Origin of the sequence: Rhizobium sp. Root482 (assembly GCF_001426565.1) — a bacterium.
Classification (GTDB): domain Bacteria; phylum Pseudomonadota; class Alphaproteobacteria; order Rhizobiales; family Rhizobiaceae; genus Pararhizobium.
In genome coordinates this window covers 211,558-235,813 of the sequence record NZ_LMFA01000001.1, presented here as the reverse complement: position 1 = coordinate 235,813, position 24,256 = coordinate 211,558, and the positions used below count along the sequence as shown (strand labels likewise).

Annotated in this window: 21 protein-coding genes; 10 read left to right on the top strand and 11 right to left on the bottom strand. The window is 61.9% G+C overall.

What is annotated here, in order from left to right:
* Nucleotides 1-17: 17 nt before the first annotated feature.
* Complete coding sequence (locus ASD31_RS00945) at nt 18-722, top strand: SDR family oxidoreductase (RefSeq protein WP_056328226.1); 705 nt, start codon at nt 18-20, stop codon at nt 720-722.
* 24 nt (nt 723-746) lie between these two features.
* On the opposite strand, the gene ASD31_RS00940 is transcribed toward ASD31_RS00945, so the two are convergent.
* From ASD31_RS00940 to ASD31_RS00925, 4 genes are all read right to left on the bottom strand, one after another.
* Nucleotides 747-1,013 (bottom strand): usg protein, encoded by a 267-nt coding sequence (locus ASD31_RS00940; protein ID WP_056329240.1) that lies wholly within the window; start codon nt 1,011-1,013, stop codon nt 747-749.
* Nucleotides 1,014-1,265: 252 nt separating this feature from the next.
* Nucleotides 1,266-2,096: an ABC transporter permease gene (locus tag ASD31_RS00935; protein WP_056328224.1), complete on the bottom strand. Its 831-nt coding sequence runs from the start codon at nt 2,094-2,096 to the stop codon at nt 1,266-1,268.
* Nucleotides 2,093-2,896 carry an ABC transporter permease gene (locus ASD31_RS00930; protein WP_056328222.1) on the bottom strand — a complete coding sequence of 268 codons (804 nt, stop codon included), beginning with the start codon at nt 2,894-2,896 and terminating at the stop codon, nt 2,093-2,095. Before ASD31_RS00930 ends, ASD31_RS00935 begins: the two co-directional genes overlap by 4 nt.
* A gap of 147 nt (nt 2,897-3,043) precedes the next feature.
* Nucleotides 3,044-3,826, bottom strand: coding sequence for an ABC transporter substrate-binding protein (locus tag ASD31_RS00925; RefSeq protein WP_056328220.1), 783 nt, complete (start codon nt 3,824-3,826; stop codon nt 3,044-3,046).
* Between the two features lie 352 nt (nt 3,827-4,178).
* Between ASD31_RS00925 and ASD31_RS00920 the strand changes: the two genes are divergently transcribed.
* Nucleotides 4,179-6,245, top strand: a complete 2,067-nt coding sequence (locus ASD31_RS00920) for an OmpA family protein (RefSeq protein ID WP_056328219.1) — start codon at nt 4,179-4,181, stop codon at nt 6,243-6,245.
* Nucleotides 6,246-6,300: 55 nt separating this feature from the next.
* Here ASD31_RS00920 and mobB read toward each other — a convergent pair whose 3' ends face one another.
* Genes mobB through ASD31_RS00905 form a run of 3 tightly spaced genes read right to left on the bottom strand, consistent with a single transcriptional unit; the run spans nt 6,301 to nt 8,422 of the window.
* A complete protein-coding gene (gene mobB, locus ASD31_RS00915; protein WP_056328217.1) occupies nt 6,301-6,837 on the bottom strand; it encodes a molybdopterin-guanine dinucleotide biosynthesis protein B in 537 nt (178 codons plus the stop codon).
* Nucleotides 6,834-7,490 (bottom strand): molybdenum cofactor guanylyltransferase MobA, encoded by a 657-nt coding sequence (gene mobA / locus ASD31_RS00910; protein WP_056328216.1) that lies wholly within the window; start codon nt 7,488-7,490, stop codon nt 6,834-6,836. Before mobA ends, mobB begins: the two co-directional genes overlap by 4 nt.
* Nucleotides 7,487-8,422: a DMT family transporter gene (locus ASD31_RS00905; protein WP_056328214.1), complete on the bottom strand. Its 936-nt coding sequence runs from the start codon at nt 8,420-8,422 to the stop codon at nt 7,487-7,489. Before ASD31_RS00905 ends, mobA begins: the two co-directional genes overlap by 4 nt.
* Before the next feature lie 434 nt (nt 8,423-8,856).
* Here ASD31_RS00905 and ASD31_RS00900 point away from each other — a divergent pair, with 434 nt between their 5' ends.
* Nucleotides 8,857-11,409: a methyl-accepting chemotaxis protein gene (locus ASD31_RS00900; RefSeq protein WP_056328212.1), complete on the top strand. Its 2,553-nt coding sequence runs from the start codon at nt 8,857-8,859 to the stop codon at nt 11,407-11,409.
* A gap of 125 nt (nt 11,410-11,534) precedes the next feature.
* Here ASD31_RS00900 and moaA read toward each other — a convergent pair whose 3' ends face one another.
* Nucleotides 11,535-12,584, bottom strand: a complete 1,050-nt coding sequence (gene moaA / locus ASD31_RS00895; RefSeq protein ID WP_082520356.1) for a GTP 3',8-cyclase MoaA — start codon at nt 12,582-12,584, stop codon at nt 11,535-11,537.
* Nucleotides 12,585-12,751: 167 nt separating this feature from the next.
* Between moaA and ASD31_RS00890 the strand changes: the two genes are divergently transcribed.
* The 3 genes from ASD31_RS00890 to ASD31_RS00880 all read left to right on the top strand — a co-directional run bounded on the left by ASD31_RS00890 (nt 12,752) and on the right by ASD31_RS00880 (nt 15,015).
* Entirely contained in the window at nt 12,752-13,126 is a 375-nt protein-coding gene (locus ASD31_RS00890) for a gamma-butyrobetaine hydroxylase-like domain-containing protein (RefSeq protein WP_056328210.1), read from the top strand.
* A gap of 24 nt (nt 13,127-13,150) precedes the next feature.
* Nucleotides 13,151-14,338, top strand: a complete 1,188-nt coding sequence (locus ASD31_RS00885; RefSeq protein WP_413813771.1) for a low temperature requirement protein A — start codon at nt 13,151-13,153, stop codon at nt 14,336-14,338.
* Between the two features lie 68 nt (nt 14,339-14,406).
* Entirely contained in the window at nt 14,407-15,015 is a 609-nt protein-coding gene (locus ASD31_RS00880) for a pyridoxamine 5'-phosphate oxidase family protein (protein WP_056328209.1), read from the top strand.
* 21 nt (nt 15,016-15,036) lie between these two features.
* Here the strand turns inward: ASD31_RS00880 and ASD31_RS00875 are convergent, their stop codons facing one another.
* On the bottom strand, nt 15,037-16,104 hold the full coding sequence (locus tag ASD31_RS00875) for a GGDEF domain-containing protein (RefSeq protein WP_056328207.1): 1,068 nt from the start codon (nt 16,102-16,104) through the stop codon (nt 15,037-15,039).
* A 177-nt stretch (nt 16,105-16,281) separates the two neighbouring features.
* Nucleotides 16,282-17,694 (bottom strand): class II fumarate hydratase, encoded by a 1,413-nt coding sequence (fumC, locus tag ASD31_RS00870; protein ID WP_156392453.1) that lies wholly within the window; start codon nt 17,692-17,694, stop codon nt 16,282-16,284.
* A 535-nt stretch (nt 17,695-18,229) separates the two neighbouring features.
* Between fumC and ASD31_RS00865 the strand changes: the two genes are divergently transcribed.
* Nucleotides 18,230-20,107: a L,D-transpeptidase family protein gene (locus ASD31_RS00865; RefSeq protein ID WP_056328203.1), complete on the top strand. Its 1,878-nt coding sequence runs from the start codon at nt 18,230-18,232 to the stop codon at nt 20,105-20,107.
* Nucleotides 20,108-20,160: 53 nt separating this feature from the next.
* On the opposite strand, the gene ASD31_RS00860 is transcribed toward ASD31_RS00865, so the two are convergent.
* On the bottom strand, nt 20,161-20,838 hold the full coding sequence (locus ASD31_RS00860) for an HAD family hydrolase (RefSeq protein ID WP_056328201.1): 678 nt from the start codon (nt 20,836-20,838) through the stop codon (nt 20,161-20,163).
* Nucleotides 20,839-21,058: 220 nt separating this feature from the next.
* Between ASD31_RS00860 and rpiA the strand changes: the two genes are divergently transcribed.
* The 3 genes from rpiA (at nt 21,059) to gor (ending at nt 24,063) form a co-directional block, all read left to right on the top strand.
* On the top strand, nt 21,059-21,760 hold the full coding sequence (gene rpiA, locus ASD31_RS00855; RefSeq protein ID WP_056328199.1) for a ribose-5-phosphate isomerase RpiA: 702 nt from the start codon (nt 21,059-21,061) through the stop codon (nt 21,758-21,760).
* A 175-nt stretch (nt 21,761-21,935) separates the two neighbouring features.
* Nucleotides 21,936-22,484 (top strand): DUF2059 domain-containing protein, encoded by a 549-nt coding sequence (locus tag ASD31_RS00850; protein WP_056328197.1) that lies wholly within the window; start codon nt 21,936-21,938, stop codon nt 22,482-22,484.
* Between the two features lie 187 nt (nt 22,485-22,671).
* A complete protein-coding gene (gor, locus tag ASD31_RS00845; protein WP_056328195.1) occupies nt 22,672-24,063 on the top strand; it encodes a glutathione-disulfide reductase in 1,392 nt (463 codons plus the stop codon).
* Nucleotides 24,064-24,256: the final 193 nt, after the last annotated feature.

Here is a 24,256-nt window from a genome sequence, read left to right as displayed (position 1 = left end):
GACAGGAGCAGACAAAGATGACGGATCAGAAGGTTGCAATCATCACGGCGGGCGGGTCGGGCATGGGGGCCGGTGCGGCGCGCAGGCTGGCGGCGGAAGGATACGGCGTCGCCATTCTTTCTTCTTCCGGCAAGGGGGAGGCGCTGGCAAAGGAGCTTGGCGGTATCGGCGTGACCGGTTCCAATCAGTCGAACGACGACCTGAAGCGGCTGGTGGACGCAGCCTACCAAAAATGGGGAAGGGTAGATGCGCTGGTCAATTCGGCGGGCCATGGCCCACGCGCGGCTGTTCTCGACCTGTCGGACGACGACTGGCACAAGGGCATGGACGTCTATTTCCTCAACGTGGTGCGCCCGACGCGGCTGGTGACGCCGATCATGCTGGAGCAGAAATCCGGCAGCATCGTCAATATCTCCACCTATGCGACCTTCGAGCCGGACCCGCTGTTTCCGACTTCGGGCGTATTCCGCTCCGGCCTTGCCGCCTTCACCAAGCTGTTTTCCGACAAATATGCGGGCGACAATATCCGCATGAACAATGTCCTGCCCGGCTTCATCGACAGCCTGCCGGAGACCGAGGAACGGCGCCAGCGCATTCCGATGGGGCGCTATGGCACGTCGGAGGAGGTTGCCGAACTGGTGGCGCTGCTGGCAACCGATCGCGGCGCCTATATCACCGGCCAGAACATCCGTATCGACGGCGGCATCACCCGTTCAGTGTAACATGCGGCACGGTGGGGCGAGGCGTCAGTTGATGATGAACTCGCCCTTCAGCGCCCGCCAGTCGGAGGCCGAAATCAGCTTGCGGTGCATGTAGCGCACCGAATGCAGCGGCCCATCGAGCTTTTCCTGCCAGAACTTCAGGAAGCTCTTCATTTCAGGGAATTCCGGCGCCAGATCATAGTGCTGCCAGATATAGGATTGCAGCAGGCTTGGGTGATCCGGCATGCGATAGAGAATCTGCGCCGTGGTCAGGCCATAACCCTTGAGTTGCAGTTCGAGTTCGTTTGTCATTTCGGACCCCATTCTTGTCGAAGATGGTCCCTGCAATTGAAGCGCTCAATTGCTTAATCATATCTGAATATCGGCCTGAAATAAAAAAAATAACTTTAAAACACAATGGGTTGGCAGCATGCCTTGATGAGTGCTGCCAAGCGACGGCCTAAGCGCGTCGCGATCTTTCAGATTCGCTTCCGACGCTTCAGGTCTTTGATTTCGCGCATGTCGCTATCACAAAACCGCCGCACATTTTTGCGCGACATTGCTTTAGCGCTTCAGGTGGCGGGTCAGGCGGTTTTCGATCCAGGTCCAGAGATTGCGCAATATCTCGACCATGATCAGATAGAGCACCGCGGCCCAGAGATACATCTGGAAGTCGTAGGTCCGCGAGAAGGCGCGGCGCGTTTCGCCCATCAGGTCGAACACGGTGACGATGGCGACGATGGCCGAACCCTTGATCATCAGGATGATCTCGTTGCCGTAGGGCCTGAGCGCGACGATCATCGCCTGGGGAAGGATGACCTTCAGGAACGCGATGCGCGTGGGCAGGCCGAGGGCCGCCGAGGCCTCGTGCTGGCCGCGCGGCACGCTCTGAATGGCGCCGCGCAGGATTTCCGCCTGGTAGGCTGCGGTATTGAGCGTGAAGGTGAACAGCGCGCAGAACCAGGCGTCGCGGAACAGCGTCCACAGGCCGACCTGTTCCAGATAGGGACGAAAACTGCCGAAACCGTAATAGACCAGGAAGAGCTGGGTGATCAGCGGCGTCCCACGGAAGAAATAGACATAGCCATAGGCGATGGCGGAAAGCCACTTGTTCTTCGTCATCCTGCCATAGGCGATGGGCAGCGACAGGATGGCGCCGAGCACGATGGAGATGGAGACCAGGGTCAGGGTGACGCCGAGGCCGGAGATGAAGTTCGGCCCGTATTTGACGAGTTTCTCGACGCTCCAGCTATCGACGATGAACAGGAATATGCCGACGGAGGCGGCGAGCCAAATGCCCAGGGCGACGCTGCCGACAAAGCGCGACAGGGTATAACGCCGCACGGCTTCGGGCGGAGCGGGCAGGGCGGGCAGCATGGTATCGCGATGGCTCATCGTCCGACCCCCGAACGATTGGACCGGCGCTCCAGTGCCGAGAAGACCAGCGACGACAGCATGGCCAGAACGAGAAACAGCAGGCAGGCGAGCGAGAAGAACTCGAAGGCGTGCTTGGTGACGCGCGCCGCGATGCCGGTCTGGCGCAGAATATCCGGAAGACCGATGATCGAGACCAGGGCCGTATCCTTGAGCAGGATCATCCAGAGATTGCCAAGCCCGGGCAGGGCGATGCGCACCAGTTGCGGCAGGATGATCAGGCGCATGGTCTTGCCGCGATGCAGGCCGAGTGCGTCGCCGGCCTCGTACTGGCCACGCGGAATGGCCTTGAAGGCCGACAGCAGGACTTCGGAACAATAGGCGGAAAAGACGACGCCGAGCGCAACCATGCCGGCGACGAAGGTATTGATCTCGACCGGCCCCTCATAGCCGAAACCCGCCATCAGGCGCTGGGCGAGGATCTGCAGGCCGTAATAGATGATGAACAGCGTCAGGAGTTCGGGCAGGCCGCGAAAGATGGTGGTGTAAATATTGGTGGCGAGGCGCAGCGATTTCTCTTCGGACTGTTTCGCAAGCGCGATGAAGAAGCCGAGAATGAGGCCGACCGGCAGTGTGCAGATGGCGAGGCTCGCGGTGATGAGGAACCCGTAGGCGATCTCATCGCCCCAGCCCGCATCCCCACAGGACAAGAGCGAATCCGCCGGCAGAAGCTGGAACAGGCCGATCGGGCCGCACAGTGGATCGAGAATCGTCGCGAACCAGGACACAATCGAAGAAAGGGCAGCAAAAGCAGCCTGCATGGACCAGATTTCCCCCGCGCGTCTTATTGAACGCTTGTTGTTGCTTTTCTTGTTAGACAAAAATGGCGGAAGGGCAAGCCTTCCGCCACTGCATTTTCGGCATAAGCCGGTGCTTTTTAGGATATCCGGATTTCAGATGCCTTCGAATCAGCCGCCATAGACGTCGAATTCGAAATATTTGTCATTGATTTCCTTGTATTTGCCGTTGGCGCGGATGGCCTGGATGGCAGCGTCGAGCTTTGCCTTCAGTTCGGTGTCGCCCTTGCGCACGGCAATGCCGGCGCCGACGCCGTGGATCTTCGGATCGGGGGTCAGCGCCTTCAGGAGCTTGCAGCAGGCGCCGTCCTCGGTCTTCAGCCAGGAGGAGAGAACGACGACGTCGTCGATGACGGCATCGACGCGGCCATTGGCGACGTCGAGCTTGTATTCGTCCGGCGTCGGATAGAGCTTCAGCTCGGAATCCTTGAAATAGGCTTCGGCGTAGTTGGAATGGGTCGTCGAGGACTGGGCGCCGAGCGATTTTCCGGCCATGCCTTCAGGTGTCGCGTCGGTGATCGGCGAATCCTTCGGTACGACGATCGCCGGTCCGGTGTTGTAATATTTCTCGCTGAAATCCACCTTTTCGAGGCGTTCTGGGGTGATCGACATGGAGGCGACGATGGCGTCGAACTTCTTGGCGATAAGGGCGGGAATGATGCCGTCCCAATCCTGGGTGACGAAGGTGCATTCGGCCTTCATCTCGACACAGAGCGCCTTGGCGATGTCCACGTCGAAGCCGGTCAGCGTGCCGTCCGCTTCCAGATTGTTGAAGGGCGGATAGGCGCCTTCCGTGCCGATGACGATCTTTTCGCCGTCGGCCATGGCAGAGCCGGCCATCAGCGCGAAAACGGCGGCCGAAGCGACCGTGGCGAGACGTCTTGAAATACGCATAGTGATCCTCTCTGTTGGCTGACGCCCGGATTGTTGCTTTTTGGCGGGCGTCGCAATGCCGGGCGTCGTTGCGTCCGGGCTGCGCCGATATTCCTACGCTTTAAATGTAAAAATCAACAGGAAAGCACGGTTGCGCCAGGGAAAAACGTCGCAGTCGCGGGGCGGGGTCTCGCCGTCACGCCAATGCCGCCTATGTCTGGCGAAGATGAACAGGACATTCATCGTGAGTTAATGCGGGTTTCGGTAGTCGTCGATGCTGATCTGAGCCGATAGACCCGGTCTTGCCTGATGGCCAGGCGCCGGGACGGCTTATCGGTTGAGACACGAAACGGGACCTCTGAAGGAGGAATAGATGACCATCCGATCCAAGCTTTTTGCGACCGTGGCACTGCCTGTGCTGTCGATATCGGTCGCCATCACGCCGGCGCTGGCCGACAGCCTGACCAAGCCTTTCGAGGTTGCGCAGGAACAGGGTATTGCCCAGCCGGACGGCGGCGAAGCCGTGCCCGAGGAATTGCTGCGCAAGAAGCGCAAGAAGAGCGAACAGGCGGAAGAGCAGCAGGCGCCGCAGCAGGAGCAGCCGGCGGCCGAGGAAGAACAGCCGAGCCGTTCCGAGCGCCGTAAGCAACGCCAGGATGCCGAGCAGCAGGAGGAACAGCCGCAGCAGGACGCCCAGCCGGCCGAGGAAGAACAGCCGAGCCGTTCCGAGCGTCGCAAGAAGCGCGAGCAGGAGGCCGAGCAGAAGCAGGCTGAGGAGCCGCAGCAGGACCAGGCCCAACCGAGCGGCGATGACGAGGCAGCCAAGGCCGCCGAGGAAAGGGCCAAGGCCCGTGCCGAGCGCAAGAAGAGCAAGCAGGACGCCGACCAGGCCGAGCCGAAGCCGGAAGAGGTTCAGCCGAGCGCTGACGATGAGGCGGCAAAGGCGGCCGAAGAGCGGGCCAAGGCACGCGCCGAGCGCCGCAAGAAGGCCCAGCAGACGGAAGAACAGCAGACCGAAGAGGCGCAGCCGTCCGGCGATGACGAGGCGGCCCGCAAGGCCGAGGAAGATCGGGCGCGCGCCGAAGGAAAGGCCAAGGAACAGGGCGAGCAGCAGACCGAACAGCCGGCGGAAGACGGCGAATTGCGTCCGGCGCTCGATGGCGACGCTGATGCCGATACGCCTCGCAAGCCGCGCGACCGTCGCGAACCGGTTCCGGAGATCGTCGATACCCGCACAAAGGAAGAGAAGCAGGAGATCGCCCGCGATCCGGCCAAGAGCGACGAGACCGTCGTTCTGCCGGTCGAAAACGGCGCGGCCGTTCTCGACAGCGACAAGGATGCCGACAATGCGAGTGGCGGTGAGGCCCGCGAAAAGCGGCGCAAGCAGCGCGAACGCATGCGCGCCGACGACGAGAATGTCGAGGTTCCGAAGAGTGACGCCGAGGCGCAGTCGCGTCGCCGCGACCGTCGCCCGAGCGAGGACGAGATCAGGGCTGCCATCAAGGAAGACGGCCGCCGTGTCGAGAGGGCGCCGGAATTCGGCATTCCCGACCTGATCGACGCCTTTACCGGCAATGACCGCCGTCGTCCGCGGATCGACGAGACGGGCGACGATCGGGTGGTGCTCGATTTCGGCGACCGGATTATCGTGCGCGGCGACGATCGTCCGCGTCTTCGCCGCAATGCCGAACGGAGTTTCTACGAGGAACTCTCCCGCGGCCGGACCCGCGAGACCATCGAGCGCAGAAATGGTGTCCAGATCGTGACGATCTATAATCGCTACGGCGATATCGTCCAGCGTTCGCGCATCGACCGGGACGGTCGCGAATATGTGATGATCTATGCGCCCGAGAGCGATGATGGTCCGCGGCCGCCGGCCTACGATGTCGGGCAGGACCTGCCGCCGATGCGCCTGCGCGTGCCGGTCCAGGACTATATCATCGATACCTCCAGCCAGCCCGACCGCGACTATTACGACTTCCTGGCCGAGCCGCCGGTGGAGCAGGTCGAGCGTGTCTACACGATCGATGAAGTCAGGAGTTCGGCGCGTATCCGTGACAAGGTGCGCCGTATCGACCTCGATACGATCACTTTCGCCACCAACAGTGCGGAAGTGCCGCTGTCGCAGGCCAAGACCCTGCGCAAGGTCGCCGACGCCATGCTGGAAGTGATCGACAAGGATCCGGGCGAGACCTTCCTGATTGAAGGCCATACGGATGCGGTGGGCGGTGACCAGCCCAACCTCGTCCTCTCCGACGAACGCGCCGAATCGGTCGCCTCGCTTCTGACGGAGGTTTATGACATCCCGGCTGAAAACCTCGTGACCCAGGGTTATGGCGAACGCTTCCTGAAGGTGCGCACGCCGGAGGCTGAGCAGGAGAACCGCCGCGTCACCATCCGGCGCGTAACACCGCTGGTGCGCCCGGTCGCGCAGAACTGACGCGCTAAAGCCAGATCAAGAAAAACGGCCCGGAGCATGCTCCGGGCCGTTTGCGTTATGTCGCTGGTTGCTGTCGCGACAGGCCGGTGATGCGTTCGACGAAATCGGCGATCGCAACGGTATCGTCCAGATCGAAGAGCTTAAGGCCCGTGTCGGCGACGGGATGGTCGGCGGCGATGGCGAGGATATGGGGATCGGTCGGCGCCAGCGGCTCGTTCCTGGCGGAGGCCAGGCGCCGGGCCTCGATCTTGGGGATCGGTTCGCGCTTGTAGCCTTCGATCAACACCAGGTCGCAAGGGGCAAGGCGGGCGAGGATTTCCGAAAAGGCCGGCTCCGGCGCGCCGCGCAATTCGTGCATGATGGCATAGCGGGTGCCGGACACGATCGTGACTTCATGGGCGCCGGCCTCGCGATGGCGAAAGCTGTCGGCGCCGACCTTGTCGATATCGAAATCATGATGGGCGTGCTTGACCGTCGAGACACTATAGCCGCGCCGCGTCAGTTCCGTCACCAGCCGCACTGCAAGGCCGGTCTTGCCGGAGTTCTTCCAACCGGCGATGCCGAAAACCCTTGGACCGGGAGGTACCGTCATTTTTCCAGATCCTCGATGAAGGGCAGCCAGCGCTCGGCACGTTCAAGATCGGCCGGCGTATTGATATTGAAGAAGGGGTCAACCGGACCCTGGGCGGTCTCGACCGGGTCAAAGGCGACCTCGACCATCGGCCGGCTTTCGATGAAATCGCGCACACGGCGCTTGCCGTCGGTCAACAGCCAGTGTTCCAGCGCGTCTGCAAGCTCGACCGGCCACAGCGCAAAAACCGGATGCGGCGCGCCGCCCGAACTGGCAAATGCAATCCGGTCGGGAAGGGCGGTAACGGCCAGTCGGGCGACGAGGTCGAGGGGAAAGAACGGTGTATCCGTCGGCACGGTGACGACATGGCTGGCGGCCGGGAAACGGGCGCGTGCATGGCGCATCGCCGAAAGCACGCCGGCCATCGGCCCCGGCTGGCCGGCAAGCGTATCTGTAAAAACGGCGATGGCCGGATCGCTCCTGCGCGGCAGGGCGCCGTTCATGTTGATGCCGATCCCGGCCGTCTGCGGCGCAAGGCGGGCGATGACCCGATCGAGCAGCGTTGTTCCGCCGAGCGAAAGGCTTGCCTTGTCACGTCCCATGCGCGACGATCGGCCGCCGGCGAGGACGACGCCGGGAAAGGCTGTCGAGCTCGGCACAGGCGCCCGTGTCATTCCCTGTCTCCCTTGTCGGGCGAAGTCATCGGTGCGCCCGGCGGTGCGGGCAGCGTCACGATTGCGGTACGGCGCTTGTTTTCCCGCGCAAAGGCGTAGAGGCCGGAGCCGATAATGACGGCAACGCCGGTGATCATCCAGATATCCGGCTCTTCGGCAAAGAACAGCATGCCGATGCCGATCGACCAGACCAGGCTGGTATAGCGCAGCGGCGCGACGACGGCGATCTCGCCATTGCGCATGGCAAGCACGATGAACTGGTAGCCGACCAGAAGCAGCAGGCTGGCGCCGGCGAGCAGGCCGAGCGATCCCATGGACATGGGCTGCCATCCGCCAAGCGGCACGACCAGGACGGCGCCCGTCAGCGTGATGGCGGTTGCGGTGATGACGGAAATGAACAGCGAGGGAACGGCAGGGTCGATCCGGCGGGTGCAAAGGTCGCGGGTTGCGGCAAAGACGACCGAGGCGAGCACGCACACCGCCGCCCAGGTAAATCCTTCCGGTCCGGGCCGCAAAACGATCAGTACCCCGAGAAAGCCGACAAGGATCGCCAGCCACCGCCGCCAGCCGACGGGCTCCCTGAGGAAGAGCGCGGCGCCCAACGTGACGGCAAGGGGCAGCGCCTGCAGGATCGCCGAGGCATTGGCAAGCGGCATGTGGCCGAGCGCCCAGATATAGGCGATGGAGGCGCTGACCTCGGCCAGCACACGCAGGCCGATGGCCGGGGTGAGAACCAGCCGAAAGGAGCGCATCGCGCCGAAATGGCGGGCCAGCAACAGGACGAGCAGGGAGGTGAAGACGCCGCGCACCAGCATGATCTGGCCGGCATTCATAACGCCGGAGACCGCCTTGACGAGGGCGTCATTGCAGGTGAAGCCTGCCATGGCGAGACCCATGAAACCGGCGCCGCGCAAATTGGCCGACAATTGCATTCTCTTCGGATCCGTTCCTGTCGTTGACCGCGAACGCGCAGTCGCGCCGGCCAGAAGATTCGGTAGCCGGCCGACCCATTCTAAAGCACCGGCGATTTTTTTATGCAATGGCCATTCCGCAGGCTTTCCCTTTTGTCTTACCAAGGGAAATATCGGTATTATCAGTATTTTAGCACGCGGCGATAAAGGTGATGGACATTCAACCTTTTCGGGTATTGGCCCTATCCTTTGGCGAAATGTTAAGCTTCGATCACTATCGTCCCCCTATTCCGCTCCCCTTCGCATGATGCGATCTGGTCGATGTGACGATGTCGATATCGTCGACCTGGATGACTTCCGGACAGGCGCCATGGTTGCGCATCCGGTGTTGGGCCTTCTTTTCTGAAGGACAGTCTGGCGGAGATGTCCGATTTGCTCAACATCTGGAGTTCGGAATGTCCCTGATCGATCGTTCACTGCAGCGTCTTCGCATCGTTACCAAGGTCCTGCTGTTCGTCGTGCCGCTGGTCGTGCTCATCGCCGGCATCGGCCTTGTCGGGTATTTCACCGCAAGCACGCTGAACGGCCACATGACGGTGACGCGCGAGACGATCAGCAACCTGTCCGATTTCCAGGCGCTGCGCAGCGGGCTGCAGAATTTCATCGACAATCCGACAGACGAAACGCGCGCGACGCTTTCGGGGCGGATCGACGAGCAGGAAACGGGCATCCATGCGCTGAACGATCTTCTGGTCGCCGACGACGACAAGGCGAGAATAAGCTCGGTCGTCACGTTGAGTGCGGCAATGCGGGCGCAGGAAGACACGCTGTGGTCGATCAAGACCGAACGCGACAGCGTCACTGCATCGCTGGATGCAGCACTTGCCGACATGACCGCACAGGGCAACAGCGCCTATAAGCAGATCGATATCCTGCGCGAGGAATCGGGCAAGAAGGAATCCTTCGCCAAGGCGCTTCTGTTCGATGCCGCCGCCTATCAGGGGCTTGCCGAGCGGATCAAGAAATTCCGCCTGCCGGTGACTTTGGCGATTGCCCCCGACGCCAAGGTGCAGCAGGCCACCGACCTCCTGCCGCATCTCGTTAAGCAGATCGGCGAATCCGAGAAGATCGCCACTGAAAAGGTAAGGAGCAATATTGCCGTCGTGAAGGCCGAAACGCAGAAGATCCAGGATATCCTGGCGAGCGCCGAGCCGAACGACATCAAGAAGAACAAGCTGGGTTCAGTGCTCGGCAAATTCTCCAAATATGAGGCCGATTTCGCCAAGCAGGCGGTCGCCAATTCCGATACGGCAGCCAAGCGTTTCGTCGGCATGGACAGCGAAATATCGGAGCTGAAAACCTTGATCATGCTGATGGACCAGACCTTCAAGGGGCTCGACAAGACCCGTCTTCACATCAGCGAACTGCATCGCAAGCTGGATCAGGAAAGCCGCCAGCTGATCATGGCCGATATCGAAGCCGTGCGCGACAGCGTCACCAAGCTTTCCGCACTCGGTGGCAAGAATGCCGCCCTGCGCGACCTCGCAGGCAAGCTCGCGCCGTCGCTTGAGGATATTGGTGCCGGCACCGCCCAACTGATCGACGTCGGCGCGCGGTGGCAGGCTGCCAAGGCGGAGACATCGAGCCTGGTTGCCGATGCCAGCCAGACGCTGGAGAATTTCGTCAGCAATGCGCAGGAAGCCGGCAAGAAGGACAGCCAGCGCTCCGCCAATGTGTCGATCATCGCCATGGTTGCCGGCACGCTGCTGTCCATCGTCGGCGGCCTGATGCTGATCGAGACTTTGCGCGGCCCCTTGAAGCGGGTCACCGAGACGATGACCCGGCTTGCCAATGGCGATCTCGAAGTGGCCATCGAAGGACGCAACCGCGGCGACGAGATCGGCGACATGGTGCGCTCGGTGGCCGTCTTCCGCGACAATGCGGTGGAGAATGTCCGGCTCGGTCAGGAAGCGGAGGCCGCACGCACGCTGTCTGCTGAAGAGGAAGCCCGCCGGCGCCAGGAGCGCGCCCGTATCGAGGCCGAGCAGATGGAAGCGCTGACCGCACTCTCCGACGTGCTCGCCAAGCTTGCCGACGGCAATCTCGAAGAGGGCATGGCCGAGGATCTTTCGGAAGACTATGTCGTCATGGCCCGCACCTACAACAATGCGGTCGAGGCGCTTCGCGCAACACTGATGGATGTTCGCACGGTGACGCAGGAAATCACCGGTGGTACCGGCAATCTGGCTTCCTCGGCCGACGACCTTGCCCGGCGGACCGAACAGCAGGCCGCGGCCCTGGAGGAAAGCTCGCGCGCGCTCGGCCAGTTGACGGAAATCGTCCGTTCGACCGCCGAAAGCGCCCGCAAGACCACGGTCTCGGTCGATGAGACGCATAATTACGCCCGCCACTCCGGCGAGGTTGTCGGCAAGGCGATCGATGCGATGGCGGCGATCAACAAGTCCTCGGAAAAGATCAGCACGATCATCGGGGTGATCGACGAGATCGCCTTCCAGACCAACCTGCTTGCGCTCAATGCCGGCGTCGAGGCGGCGCGGGCGGGCGATGCGGGTCGCGGCTTTGCGGTCGTGGCGCAGGAAGTGCGCGAGCTTGCCCAGCGTTGCGCCGGTGCTGCCCGCGAGATCAAGGGCCTGATTTCCGACAGTTCGAAGCAGGTGAGGAGCGGTGTCGAACTGGTGCAGGAAACCGGCACGGCGCTGACCGTGATCAACGACCATATCTCGACGATCCACCAGCTGGTCAGCAATATCGAGGCGGCGGCGGCCGACCAGTATCGCGGCCTGAACGAGGTGAACGAGGCTGTCCGTGAGGTCGAACTGCTGACCCAGCAGAACGCCGCCATGGTCGAGGAGAATACAGCGGAAATCCACGGCCTGCGCCATCAGGTCGATACGCTGAACGAGCGGATCGAGCGCTTCAAGACGGGCACCAGCCATTCGGTCTCAGGTGGCCGGGCGCCGGCCTACGGCAAAAGCTACGCCGCCTGAGATCGGGCATCTACCGAATATTAGGCCCGTGCCGGGAAACCGACGCGGGCTTTTCGATTCCGGCTGCAACCATGCGGTGGTTCAGGGTTGCGATGCCGAGAGAGGGGCTTGTCGTGGCGGGTTGCTCAGCCGCCGGTGACGCTCATATGGCGTGCGACGGCGGGCCTGTTGCTGGTCCGGTCGATGATGAAATCATGGCCTTTCGGCTTGCGGGCGATCGCGTCGTCGATAACCTGCGACAGATAGGTGTCGTCGTCGGAGGCGCGAAGCGCGGTGCGCAAATCGGCAGCGTCGTCCTGGCCGAGGCACATATAGAGCGTACCGGTGCAGGTGAGGCGCACCCGGTTGCAGCTTTCGCAGAAATTATGGGTCATCGGCGTGATCAGTCCCAGCCGGCCGCCCGTTTCGGCGACCTCCAGATAACGTGCCGGTCCGCCGGTCGTGTAGCCGATTTCCGACAGGCTGAATTCGGACGCCAGCCGGTCGCGCATTTCCGACAGAGGCAAATAATGGTCGGTGCGATCCTCGTCGATCTCACCCATCGGCATGGTCTCGATCAGGGTGAGGTCCATGCCGCGCCCATGCGCCCAGCGCATCATGGCGGGGATTTCGGCGTCATTGAAGTCCTTCAGGGCAACGGCATTGATCTTGACGTGAATACCGGCCGCCTGCGCCGCATCGATACCTTCCATCACCTTTGACAATTCGCCCCAGCGGGTGATCTGCTTGAATTTATCCGGATCGAGCGTGTCGAGCGAGACATTGATGCGGCGGACGCCGGCATCGGCGAGTTGGCCGGCGAAGCGCGACAGCTGCGAGCCGTTGGTCGTCAGCGTCAGCTCGTCCAGGCGTCCGGCATGCACATGCTTGCCGAGCTCCTCGACCAGGAACATGACATTCTTGCGCACCAGCGGCTCGCCACCGGTCAGCCGCAATTTGCGCACGCCCTTGGCGATGAAGGCGCTACAGAGCCGGTTCAGTTCCTCGAGCGTCAGCAGATCCTTCTTGGGCAGGAAGGTCATGTTTTCGGCCATGCAATAGGTGCAGCGGAAGTCGCAGCGGTCCGTTACCGAAACTCTCAGATAGGTGACGGCGCGACCGAACGGGTCGGTCATCGGGGCCTTTGCTTCGGCGAGCGGCGAAGCGCCTGTCCTGTCGATGGTCACGCTGTTCAACGAATATCTCCCTACAACCTCAATGTCGTGAGCAAAGGGCGGCGCGTCAAGTCGAAAGCGGTGCGAAACAGTTTCTTCGCGGCAAAAGGGCGCGGCCGGCGGCCGGCGGCAATTCCCTCCGCCTGGAAACTGCGCTAGTGCTCGGGCGAAGCAAGGAGAGTGCATCCATGAGCGATATCTGGCCCACCGAACTGCGCGTGTCGAAGGACCGTCACCGGCTGAAGGTGGGGTTCAACGATAATGCTTCCTTCGATCTTTCGGCCGAGATGCTGCGGGTGCTGTCGCCGTCGGCGGAAGTGCAGGGCCATGGCAAAGGGCAGGGGGTGACCGTGCCCGGCAAGCGCAATGTCGCGATCATTTCGATGACGCCCACCGGCAATTATGCCGTGCGCATCGGTTTCGATGATGGCCATGATACGGGGATTTTCACCTGGACCTATCTGCGGGAACTCGGCGAGGAGGGCGAAGCGCTGTTTGCCGCCTACGAGCGGGACCTCGCCGACAAGGGGATGAGCCGCGACAGGGCCGAAAAACCGCGCTGAGGCGCAATCGACGGATGCCGGGAAATGAGCAGATTTTTCGACGTCATGAGAGACCGGAGCAGCTGGCTGCGGATGCGCCGCGAAGGCGACGAGGGCAAGGTCGTCTATCACGAGCTGTTCTTCGATCTCGTCTTCGTTTTTTCGATCGTGCAATTGTCCCATACGCTTGCGGAGCATTATTCGCCGGCCGGGATCGGCAAGGCGATCATTCTCATTCTCGCCGTCTGGTGGGTTTGGAATTTCACGACCTGGGTGACCAATTGGCTCGACCCTGACCGGACCCCGGTGCGCGGCCTGTTGTTCGTGCTGATGTTCTGCGGACTGGTGCTGTCGGCGTCCATACCCGATGCCTTCGGTGAAAAGAGCCTGCTGTTTGCCGTGACCTATGTGCTTATGCAGGTGGGGCGGTCGCTGTTTGCGGTTTATGCGCTGCGCGGCCATAGTCCGGTGCATTACCTGAATTTCCTGCGCATCACCTGCTGGCTGTCCTGTTCGGCGGTTTTCTGGCTTGCGGGCGCTTTTGCGGGTGGCGAGGCGCAACTGTTTCTCTGGATCGCGGCAATCGTCATCGAATATCTCTCACCGGCGCTGGGGTTCCAGGTGCCCGGGCTCGGGCGTTCCAAGGTCGATGACTGGGACGTGCTGGGCGCGCACATGGCGGAGCGTTGCGCCCTGTTCGTGATCATCTGTCTCGGCGAGGCGCTGCTCGTCACCGGGCGTGTCTTTGCGGAAATGGAATTGTCGGCCCTGACCCTGTCGATGTTCTTTGCTGCCTTTGCCAGCACCGTGACCATGTGGTGGATTTATTTCCGTTTTGGTCAGGCACGGGCGGCGCAAAGCATCGAGAACGCCAACAGGCCGGGCGTCCTTGCCCGCACGGTCTTCACCTATGCCCATCTGCCGATCGTCAGCGGGATCATTCTCTGCGCGGTCGCCGAGGAGTTCATGCTGGCGCATCCGTATGGCGCCACGGACGTTAAAATGGCGAGCGCCATCCTGGCCGGGCCGGCGATCTTTCTTGCCGGCAATATCTGGATCAAGGCAAGCGTGGCGCCGCGGCTGCCGGTGTCGCACCTTGTCGGCATAGGCCTGCTCGCGGCAATGGTTCCGGTGTCGCTGATGGTGCAGCCCTATCAGCTTTATTTCGCCGCCGTCATCATCCTTGTCATCGTGGCCCTGTGGGAATATCTCGCGTTGAAAGTGATTCCCTGACGGCCGCCGGTCCTCGTCATCCCGCTGTCATGGCGGCGGGCGAAAGAGCATTGCAAAAGGAGCAAGGCATGTCGATCATTCGCAGCGTTGAGGAACTGAACGCGCTCTACGGGGATCCCGGCGAGGCTTCGCTGGTCAAGGTGACGAAGGCGCTGACATCAGGCTATGCGCGGATGATCGAGGCATCTCCCTTCGTCGCGCTCGCCACCGTGGGGCCGGACGGGCTCGATTGTTCGCCGCGCGGCGATGATGCCGGCGTGGTCAGGATCGCCGACGAGAGAACGCTTCTGCTGCCGGACTGGCGCGGCAACAACCGGGTCGATTCGCTTGCCAATATCGTTCGCGACCCGCGTGTGGCGCTGATGTTCCTTGTGCCGGGCTCCACGACCACGATGCGGATCAACGGCACCGCCGTGGTCAGCGTCGATCCGGCCCTTACCGGATCCTTCGAGGCCGATGGCAGGCATCCGCGCAGCGTCATCGTCGTTACCGTCGAGGAGGTCTATTTCCAGTGTGCTCGCGCCTTGATCCGCTCGCAACTCTGGAATCCGGAGCGCTTTGTCGACCCACAGTCGCTGCCGACGGCAGGCGCGATGCTGAAGGAGGCAAAGGACGATTTCGACCAGGAGGCTTATGACCGCGACTGGCCTGCGCGCGCCGCAAAGACGATGTGGTGATCCCCGGGCAGCTGCGAACGGCTATTTGCGGTAGATGAGCCAGTTCTTGCCGGTGTCCTTCTTCATGCCTTCCTCGAACAGGATGGTCCGGTTGCGGCCGGCATTCTTGGCGCAATAGAGGGCGATGTCGGCCTTATTGTAGAGATCGACCGGATCATCGGCGTGCGAGGCCTGGCAAACGCCGACGGACAGCGTGATCGGGCCGTAGTTGACGCCCGTCTTGGAGTTCTTGAACGGTGTCGTTGCCAGCGCATTGCGGATGCGTTCGGCCACCTGGAGGATTTCCTCCAGGCTGTTGTCGCCGAGAATGACGGCGAATTCCTCGCCGCCGGTGCGCGCCACGAAGGCATCGCGGCGCAGATTGGCGCGGATGACCGTTCCGACGGTCGCCAGGATCTTGTCGCCGACCGGATGGCCGTAGCTGTCGTTGATTTTCTTGAAGTGATCGATATCGACGATCAGCAGTCCGGTCAGTGCACGCAACTGCTCGGAATTGTAGATGGAGGCCAGTTTCTCGTCGAAGGCGCGGCGATTGGCGAGGCGCGTCAGCGAATCGGTATTGGCGATGCGCTTGTACTCGTCCAGCTCCTGGCGGATGACTTCCATCTCGAAGGATTTCAGCGAGACGCTTTCAGCCCGCTCCTTGCCCTGGCTCATCGTGTCGGCCGTCGCCTCGGTGAGGATGCTGACGGCCTGACGCAGGATCTCGGCGCTGGAACTGCTCTTGCTGGTGATGTTTTGATAGGTCTCGTCGAGCAGGCGATTGTAATTTTCAAGAGCGGATTGCTCTTCCTGCAGGAGCGTCAGGAGCGCACTGAGCTCGCCGCTGAGATGCATATGGGCGCGATCGACACCGGCAGCGCGATGATAATGACTGAAATAGCGCGCGCCGATCTCGTCGAGTTCCTCCTGGGTCGCCCGGCTGCCGAGCGCTGCCAGTTCCTTGGTCAGTTTCGGATTGGAGCCGATATAGGCTTCGTAGTAGAGCTCGTAATTGCGTGGTAGTGGCGAAATGCCCATGATGCGCATCGCATAGGTTACCTGTGCCGCGATGTCGGGTATCTGCGCCTTGTGAAAAGTCGCCTGCATTGCAAGCTCCTGTTGTGCTGTGTTGCGGCGCTAATTTTAGGAATAAATGATTTGCGAAGGCTTAATGTCTGGCAAATCGGATCGTTAGAATTGCAGGGATCGGCAACTGGCAGCACGAAACGCAATCAGGCAGCGATGACCGCTGCCTGATGCATGTTCTCCAGTTGGCGACCGGGATCAGGAGGGGCTGATCATGGTCTCCGGACGCACGACGGCGTCGAATTCCGCATCGGTGACGTAGCCGCCGCCGACCGCCTCTTCGCGCAGCGTCGTGCCGTTCTTGTGGGCCGTCTTGGCGATCTTGGCGGCATTGTCGTAGCCGATCTTCGGCGCAAGGGCGGTGACCAGCATCAGCGACCGGTCGAGCGCCGCCTTGATATTGTCCTCGCGTGCCTCGATGCCGACAACGCAATTGTCGGTGAAGGAGATGACCGCGTCAGCGAGAAGCTGCACCGACTGCAGGAAATTATAGGCCATCAGCGGATTGTAGACATTCAGTTCGAAATGACCTTGGCTGCCTGCGAAGGTGAGGGCGGCATTGTTGCCGAAGACCTGCACGCAGACCTGCGTCAGCGCTTCGCATTGGGTGGGATTGACCTTGCCGGGCATGATCGAGGAGCCTGGCTCGTTTTCCGGCAGCGACAATTCGCCAAGGCCGGAGCGCGGGCCGGAGCCGAGGAAGCGGATGTCGTTGGCGATCTTGAACAGCGCGGCGGCGGCGGCATTGATCGCGCCATGGCTGAACACCATGGAATCATGGGCTGCCAGTGCCTCGAACTTGTTCGGCGCCGTCACGAAGGCGATGCCGGTGATGGTGGCGATTTCGGCTGCGACCTTTTCGGCAAAGCCGACCGGTGCGTTGAGGCCGGTTCCAACCGCCGTCCCGCCCTGCGCCAGTTCGCACAGGCCCGGCAGCGTCATTTCGATGCGCTTTATCGAGGAGGCGACCTGGGCGGCATAGCCGGAAAATTCCTGGCCGAGCGTCAGCGGGGTGGCGTCCTGGGTGTGGGTGCGGCCGATCTTGATGATGTGGTCGAAGGCTTTCACCTTGGCTTCCAGCGCCTGGTGCAGGTGCTTGAGCGCCGGCAAAAGGTCATGGACGATGCGCTCGGCGCAGGCGATGTGCATGGCCGTCGGATAGGTGTCGTTGGAGGACTGGCTCATATTGACGTGATCGTTCGGATGAACCGGCTTCTTCGAGCCCATGACGCCGCCGAGCATTTCGATCGCCCGGTTGGAGATCACCTCATTGGCATTCATGTTCGACTGGGTGCCGGAGCCCGTCTGCCAGACGACGAGCGGGAAATGATCGTTGAGCTTGCCGTCGATGACCTCCTGGGCGGCCTCGATGATCGCCTTGCCGACCGTGGCGTCGAGCCCCTGCAACTCCATATTGGCGCGGGCGGCGGCCTGCTTGACGATGCCGAGCGCGCGCACGACCGCGAGCGGCTGCTTTTCCCAGCCGATCTTGAAATTGCCGAGCGAGCGTTGCGCCTGGGCGCCCCAATAGCGATCGCTGGCGACCTCGATGGGGCCGAATGTATCTGTTTCCGTGCGCGTTGAAGTCATCGTAATCCCTGCTTTCGTCATGCGGTATCAAGACCGGAAGGTGGATGCGGCCGCCGGCTGCCTGGCCCGATTGCCCGGCTCGGGGGCCGTGATCGTTCTCTCTCGCCCAGGTCCCGGGTGCTTGTAAAGAGGTTGCGGCAGCTGGATTCGTGCTACAATCGTTTAAATGCCGGTGTTTCGCGCGGGATCGCGATGCGCGGCGCTTTCGTCCGGGTCCGACGCGTGTTTCGCACGGCCGCATTCCGGGTCCCGTTTTGTGCCTTTTCGAACACAAGCGGGTGCGGAGTTGTCGCCGGTTTGACGGTCGCTGCGAAGCCAAGGCGGACATTTTGTCGGTGACGGAAAAATAGTGCAGGAAATTCAAGTTTCTGGGGCCGTTCGCCCGTCATCTGGCCGCAGGGAGACGAGCGATGCGCCGTGCCGGATGGGAAGTAGAAATGGGAGACGTTTTCTTTTCATTCACCATCCTTTCTTATAAGTACAAAAGCACGATGACATCAGGGCATCGGGCGCGAACCGCCGGTGGCGGCAATGCGAGACAGGGACGTATAAGTCGATGAGAATGATGAAAACCGCAACGATCGTGGCCCTCATGACCGGGTGTGCGCTCACCTCCATCGGCATACGTCCCGCCGAGGCGCTGACGCTGATGGATCTTTTCCGCAAGAAGAGGCCGGCGGTCGAGGAGATTCAGCCGGAGCCGGGCGTCGCGCGGCAGTCGATCCTCAAGGAACAGGTTTCCCGCCCGCTGCCGAAGGTCAGTTCGCCGAAATACTATACCTACAAGGCGGAATCGCTGCGCCGCATCGAGACGGCCAAGCTTGCCGATCCGCTGGTGACGGGGTCCGTCGATAGCGCCGCCCTGCCGCCGATACCGGGTTCGTCGCTTGCCGATGCCCGCCAGTTCCTGCCGGAGGTGACGGCTTACGCACCTGCCGACGTCGCCAAGGCCATCGAAAGCTTCTATGCGGATCATGACGGCTTCCTGTGGATCGAAAAGGACGCGCCGAATGCTGCCGCAAGGGCGGCGCTTGCTGTTCTCGATCAAGCGGCGGCGATCGGTCTCGATCCCGAGGATTATGCCGTCAACGTGCCGCCGGACCTGTTCGACAAGGCCGATATTGCCGCGCGTGAAAAGACGCTGGTCGAATTCGAGATACGCCTTTCAGCCGCGACCCTTACCTATATCGCCGATACGATCCGGGGACGGATCGATCCGAACAAAATTTCCGGCTATCACGATTTTGCCCGCAAGAGCGTGAACCTCACGGCCAAGCTCGCCAATATCGCCAGGAGCCACGATGTCGGCGCCTATCTTGCCGGGCAGACCCCGTCCGGTCCTGAATTCATGTCCCTGAAGCATGAGTTGCAGGCGCTGCAGGCGCAAGGTGCTGCAGAGCCGAGAATCGTCATTGCGCCCGGCACGCTGCTGAAGCCCGGAACGAGCAATCCCGAGCTTGCCAATGTGATCGCGGCCATCCGCCAGAAGGGATCGGAGGCGCTGAAGACCGAACATCAGGCCGCGCTCGCCGCCTATCTGGATACGCCGGACTATACGCCGGACCTGGTCGCGCTGGTCGAGGCCTTCCAGAAGGAAAACGGCCTGACGCCGGACGGTGTCGTCGGCAAGGCGTCGGTCCGCGTCCTGACCGGTGGCGATACGACGGCCGACAAGATCGCCAAGGTGAAGATCGCCCTGGAGCAGGCCCGCTGGCTGCCGGCCGATCTTGGAAGCCGCTATGTCTTTATCAACCAGCCGGCCTTCACTGCGTCCTATCACGACAGCGGCGTCGAGCAGTTCGACATGCGCGTGGTGGTGGGCTCGAAGGCGCACCAGACCTTCTTCTTCCAGGACGAGATCCAGACGGTCGAGTTCAATCCCTATTGGGGCGTGCCGCAATCGATCATCATCAACGAGATGCTGCCGAAGCTGCGCAGCGATCCCGGCTATCTCGACCGACTGGGCTATCAGGTCGAGGTTTCCGGCCGGCCGGTTTCGTCCTATGACGTCAACTGGCACGGCTCGACCAAATCGGTTGCGGTGCGCCAGCCGCCGAGCAGCGACAATGCGCTGGGCGAGCTGAAGATCCTGTTTCCGAACAAGCATGCCATCTACATGCACGACACACCCTCGAAGAGCTTCTTCAAGAGAGACCAGCGGGCGCTCAGCCATGGCTGCGTGCGGCTGGCCGATCCGCGCAAGATGGCGGCGGCGGTGCTCGGAACGACGGTCGAGGATATCGGCAAGCAGATCGCCGGCGGCCGCAACAAGGGCGTCCAGGTGCCGCAGAAGATACCGGTCTACGTCGCCTATTTCACCGCCTGGCCGAACGGCGATGGAAGCGTGGACTATTTCGAGGATGTCTACGACCGCGATATGTATATGGAGCGGGCGCTTGAAGCGACGCGCGCGGCACGGCGCGCCGAAGGCTAGGCGAAGCACAGACGGACGATCGGGTTTGTGGAAAAGCGGCTTCGGCCGCTTTTTCAGTGTCGGGCCACCAGTTGCTCGATCAGGTCGGGGGTGAGTTCGTCGAAATGACGGATGACCAGATCCGGCTCCAGGCTTTCGACCGGCACGTCGGAATAGCCGAAGGGCACGCCGATCGACCGGACGGCGGCGTTGCGCGCCACCAGGATATCGTTGAGACTGTCGCCGATCATCACCGACCGCTCCGCCGCACCGCCGGCAAGCCGGATGGTCGACAGCAGGTGCTCGGCATCCGGCTTGCGGACATGGAAGGTGTCGCCGCCGGTGATGGCCGCGAAGCGCGCCGTCAGGCCCAATCCGTCGAGCAGGCTCCTGGCCAGCATTTCCAGCTTGTTGGTGCAGACGGCGAGCCGATAGCCGGCGTGCCGCAGCCGGTCCATGGCGGCAAGAACGCCCGGATAGGGGATGGAATCGCCCGGCATCGAGCCGTGATAATAATCGACGAATTCCTTCATCTGCCAGTCGAGGTCTGCCTCGCTCAAGGATTTGCCACGCAGCGCGAAGGTCCGCTCGATCATCGCCTTGGCGCCATGGCCGACGAGATGGGTGAGGTCGTGATAGGTGACCGGCTCGAGGCCCGCCTGCACAACCGCATGGTTGAGGCTGGCCACGAGATCGGGCGCGGTATCGACAAGGGTTCCATCAAGATCGAAGACGACTACGGATGCGGACACGGGAACCTCTTGGGCGAGAACGGCTATTACCGGTTCGGGTAGGGGAACTGGCGGTAAAAAGCAATCGCCACTTTTAGGCGAAAGACACCGTGCGCGCATTTGCCCGCCGCCGGTGTTTTGGGCTTTTGTTTGGTCCGGCAGCCGTGTAAACGTCTCTACACAACAAAGGAAGGCGCGGTTCTTGTTGCCTTTCAGAGATAATTTGAGGAGAGCGTGGCGCATGGACGCCCGTGAGATGAAGATCAAGGCAGCGCAGGCAGCGCTCGACTATGTGGAAGACGGCATGCGTCTGGGCATCGGAACCGGATCGACGGCGGAGGAATTCGTCCGCTTGCTGGCCGAAAAGGTGGCCGCCGGATTTCGCATCGAAGGGGTACCGACATCGGAGCGGACGGCGCGCCTCTGCCTGGAACTTGGCGTGCCCCTGAAGTCGCTCGAGGAGCTGCCGCAACTGGATCTGACGATCGACGGCGCCGATGAGGTCGATGGCCGGTTGCGCCTGATCAAGGGCGGCGGTGGCGCGCTTCTGCGCGAGAAGATCGTCGCCTGTGCCTCGGAGCGAATGATCGTGATTGCCGATGAGAGCAAGGTGGTCGAAACGCTCGGCGCCTTCAAGCTGCCTATCGAGGTCAATTCCTTCGGGCTTGGCGCCACCCGCATCGCAATCGAGAAACTGGCGGCGCGGCAGGGGCTGTCCGGTGAAATCACCATACGCGCTTCCGGCGACGGGCCGTTCATGACGGATGGTGGCCACCTCATTCTCGACGCATCTTTTGGCCGTATTCCTGATGCAGATGCGCTGGCGCTCGACCTGAACGGCATACCCGGCGTGGTCGAGCATGGTTTGTTCATCGGCATTGCATCGCTTGCCATCATCGCCGGCCCAGCCGGGGCGAGGGTTCTTACGTCGCAACAGGCTTGATCCCGTGAGCAGTCGCGGCATCTCGTTCCAAGATGCGGGGGAGACGGTGTGTGGCAACGAGGCTTGGGTTCGATTGCGCGGCACGGTGGCGGTGATTTTAAAATTGAATTATGCAGGGGTTCGAAATGCACGAGGCGCACCGAACCCGGCGTCAACTGACAGGAGCGTTACAGACATGATCAATCTCGCAGGTCCCGGCCGCAGGCTGGCCGCCGCCGCCATCATTCTTTCGACCGTCATGGTTCCGGCCCTGCGGGCGCAGGATGTAAGCGACGAGCAGATCAAGGCAGCGCGCGCCGCCATCGAGGCGATCGCCGCGACTAACGGATTCGACAATATCCTGCCGAATCTTGCCGAACGGCTGAAGACGACGCTCATCCAGTCCTCGCCGAACCATCAGGAACTGATCACCAAGACGGTCGACGACAAAGCGCTGGAACTTGCCGCGCGGCGCGCCGACCTGGAGCGGGAAGCAGCGACGATCTACGCTAAGACGTTCAGCGTGGAGCAGTTGAACGCGATCACCGCCTTCTACACATCGGATGCCGGCAAGAAGCTCCTGAAGGACGGCCCGATCGCTTCGCGCGAACTGCTCAAGGCCGCCGATATCTGGGCCGCCGGCGTTTCCCGCGACCTCACCGAGGCGGCGACGAAGGATCTGAGCGCCACCCTGACCGAGGGTCAGCAGCCGGTCCCCGGCACGGAAGAACAGCCCAAGCCCTGAACCGCGCTTGAGCGATATCACGACGAATTGCAGAGCCCGGGTCATTCCGGGCTTTTCATTTCGCGGATCGCCACACTATATCACACCAAGCGGCGGATTCGCCGGCAGACGGGCGCGCTCTTCCTGATCGCGACACTGCCGGGGTTCCGCCTTCCTTCGCGCATGACCTGGCCGGGAGATTTTCAGCATGGCTTCTTTCGATTATGATCTTTTCGTTATCGGTGGCGGTTCGGGAGGCGTTCGCAGCGGCCGCCTGGCCGCCGCCATGGGCAAGAAGGTCGCGATCGCCGAGGAATTCCGCTACGGCGGCACCTGCGTTATCCGTGGCTGCGTTCCCAAGAAGCTCTATGTCTATGCGTCGCAGTTTTCCGAGCATTTCGAGGACGCCGAAGGTTTCGGCTGGAGCGTCGGCGAAAGCCGGTTCGACTGGAAAAAGCTGGTCGCTGCCAAGGACAGCGAGATCACCCGTCTGGAGGGCCTCTATCAGAAGGGGCTTGCCAATGCCGGCGCGGAAATCCTCCAGAGCCGGGCCGAGCTGACAGGTCCCAACACGGTCAAGCTGCTCGACAGCGGCAGAACGGTGACCGCCGAGCGCATCGTCATCGCCGTTGGCGGCCATCCGACCCCGCATGAGGCCTTGCCGGGTCACGAACTCTGCATCAGCTCGAACGAGGCCTTTGACCTCGCGGAACTGCCGAAGTCGATCCTGATTGCCGGCGGCGGTTATATCGCCGTCGAGTTCGCCAATATCTTCCATGGGCTGGGCGTTGAGACGACGCTGATCTATCGCGGCAAGGAGATACTGTCTCGCTTCGACCAGGACATGCGGCGCGGACTGCACAGGGCGATGGAAGAAAAGGGTATCCGCATCCTGTGCGAGGACGTGATCCAGTCCGTGGCCAGGGACGGCGAGGGCCGGTTGGCCGCGGAGACGATGAAGCACGGGACGTTGATCGCCGACCAGGTGCTTCTGGCACTCGGTCGCGTGCCCAATACCAAGGGGCTCGGCCTGGAGGCCGCGGGCGTTGCCGTCGATCAGCGCGGCGCCATCATCGTCGATGCCTTTTCGCGCACCAGCGCGCCGGGCATCTACGCGCTCGGCGATGTGACCGACCGCGTACAACTGACGCCGGTCGCCATTCATGAGGCCATGTGCTTCATCGAGACGGAGTACAAGCAGAACCCGGTGTCTCCGGATCACGATCTCATCGCCACCGCCGTATTCTCGCAACCGGAAATCGGGACGGTCGGTCTTTCCGAGGATGAGGCCGCGACGAAATTCGACGAGCTCGAAATCTATCGGGCGGAGTTCCGTCCGATGAAGGCAACCCTTTCGGGGCGTAGCGAGAAGACGATCATGAAACTCGTCGTCAACGCTGCCGACCGCAAGGTTCTTGGCGCTCATATTCTCGGCCATGACGCCGGCGAGATGGCGCAATTGCTGGGAATTTCGCTCAAGGCCGGCTGTACCAAGGATGATTTCGACCGGACCATGGCCGTGCATCCGACGGCCTCCGAGGAACTGGTGACGATGTATAATCCGAGCTACCGTATCAAAAACGGCGAGAGGGTCGCCTGAGCTTCGGCTTTGCTTCCTTGGAGGGAAGCGAGCCCGGCGAGGGGATCGTTGCGGCTTTGCCGGTACAATGGCTTTGCATTTGGCCCGTTAAAGTCTATAAGCCCCCGCATTCGCGATATCGCCCCCGTCCTGACAGGCAGGATGCCGGTCGGAATTGCTTGGCCGCCGGCCTGTCCGGAGGAGCTGCTCGATT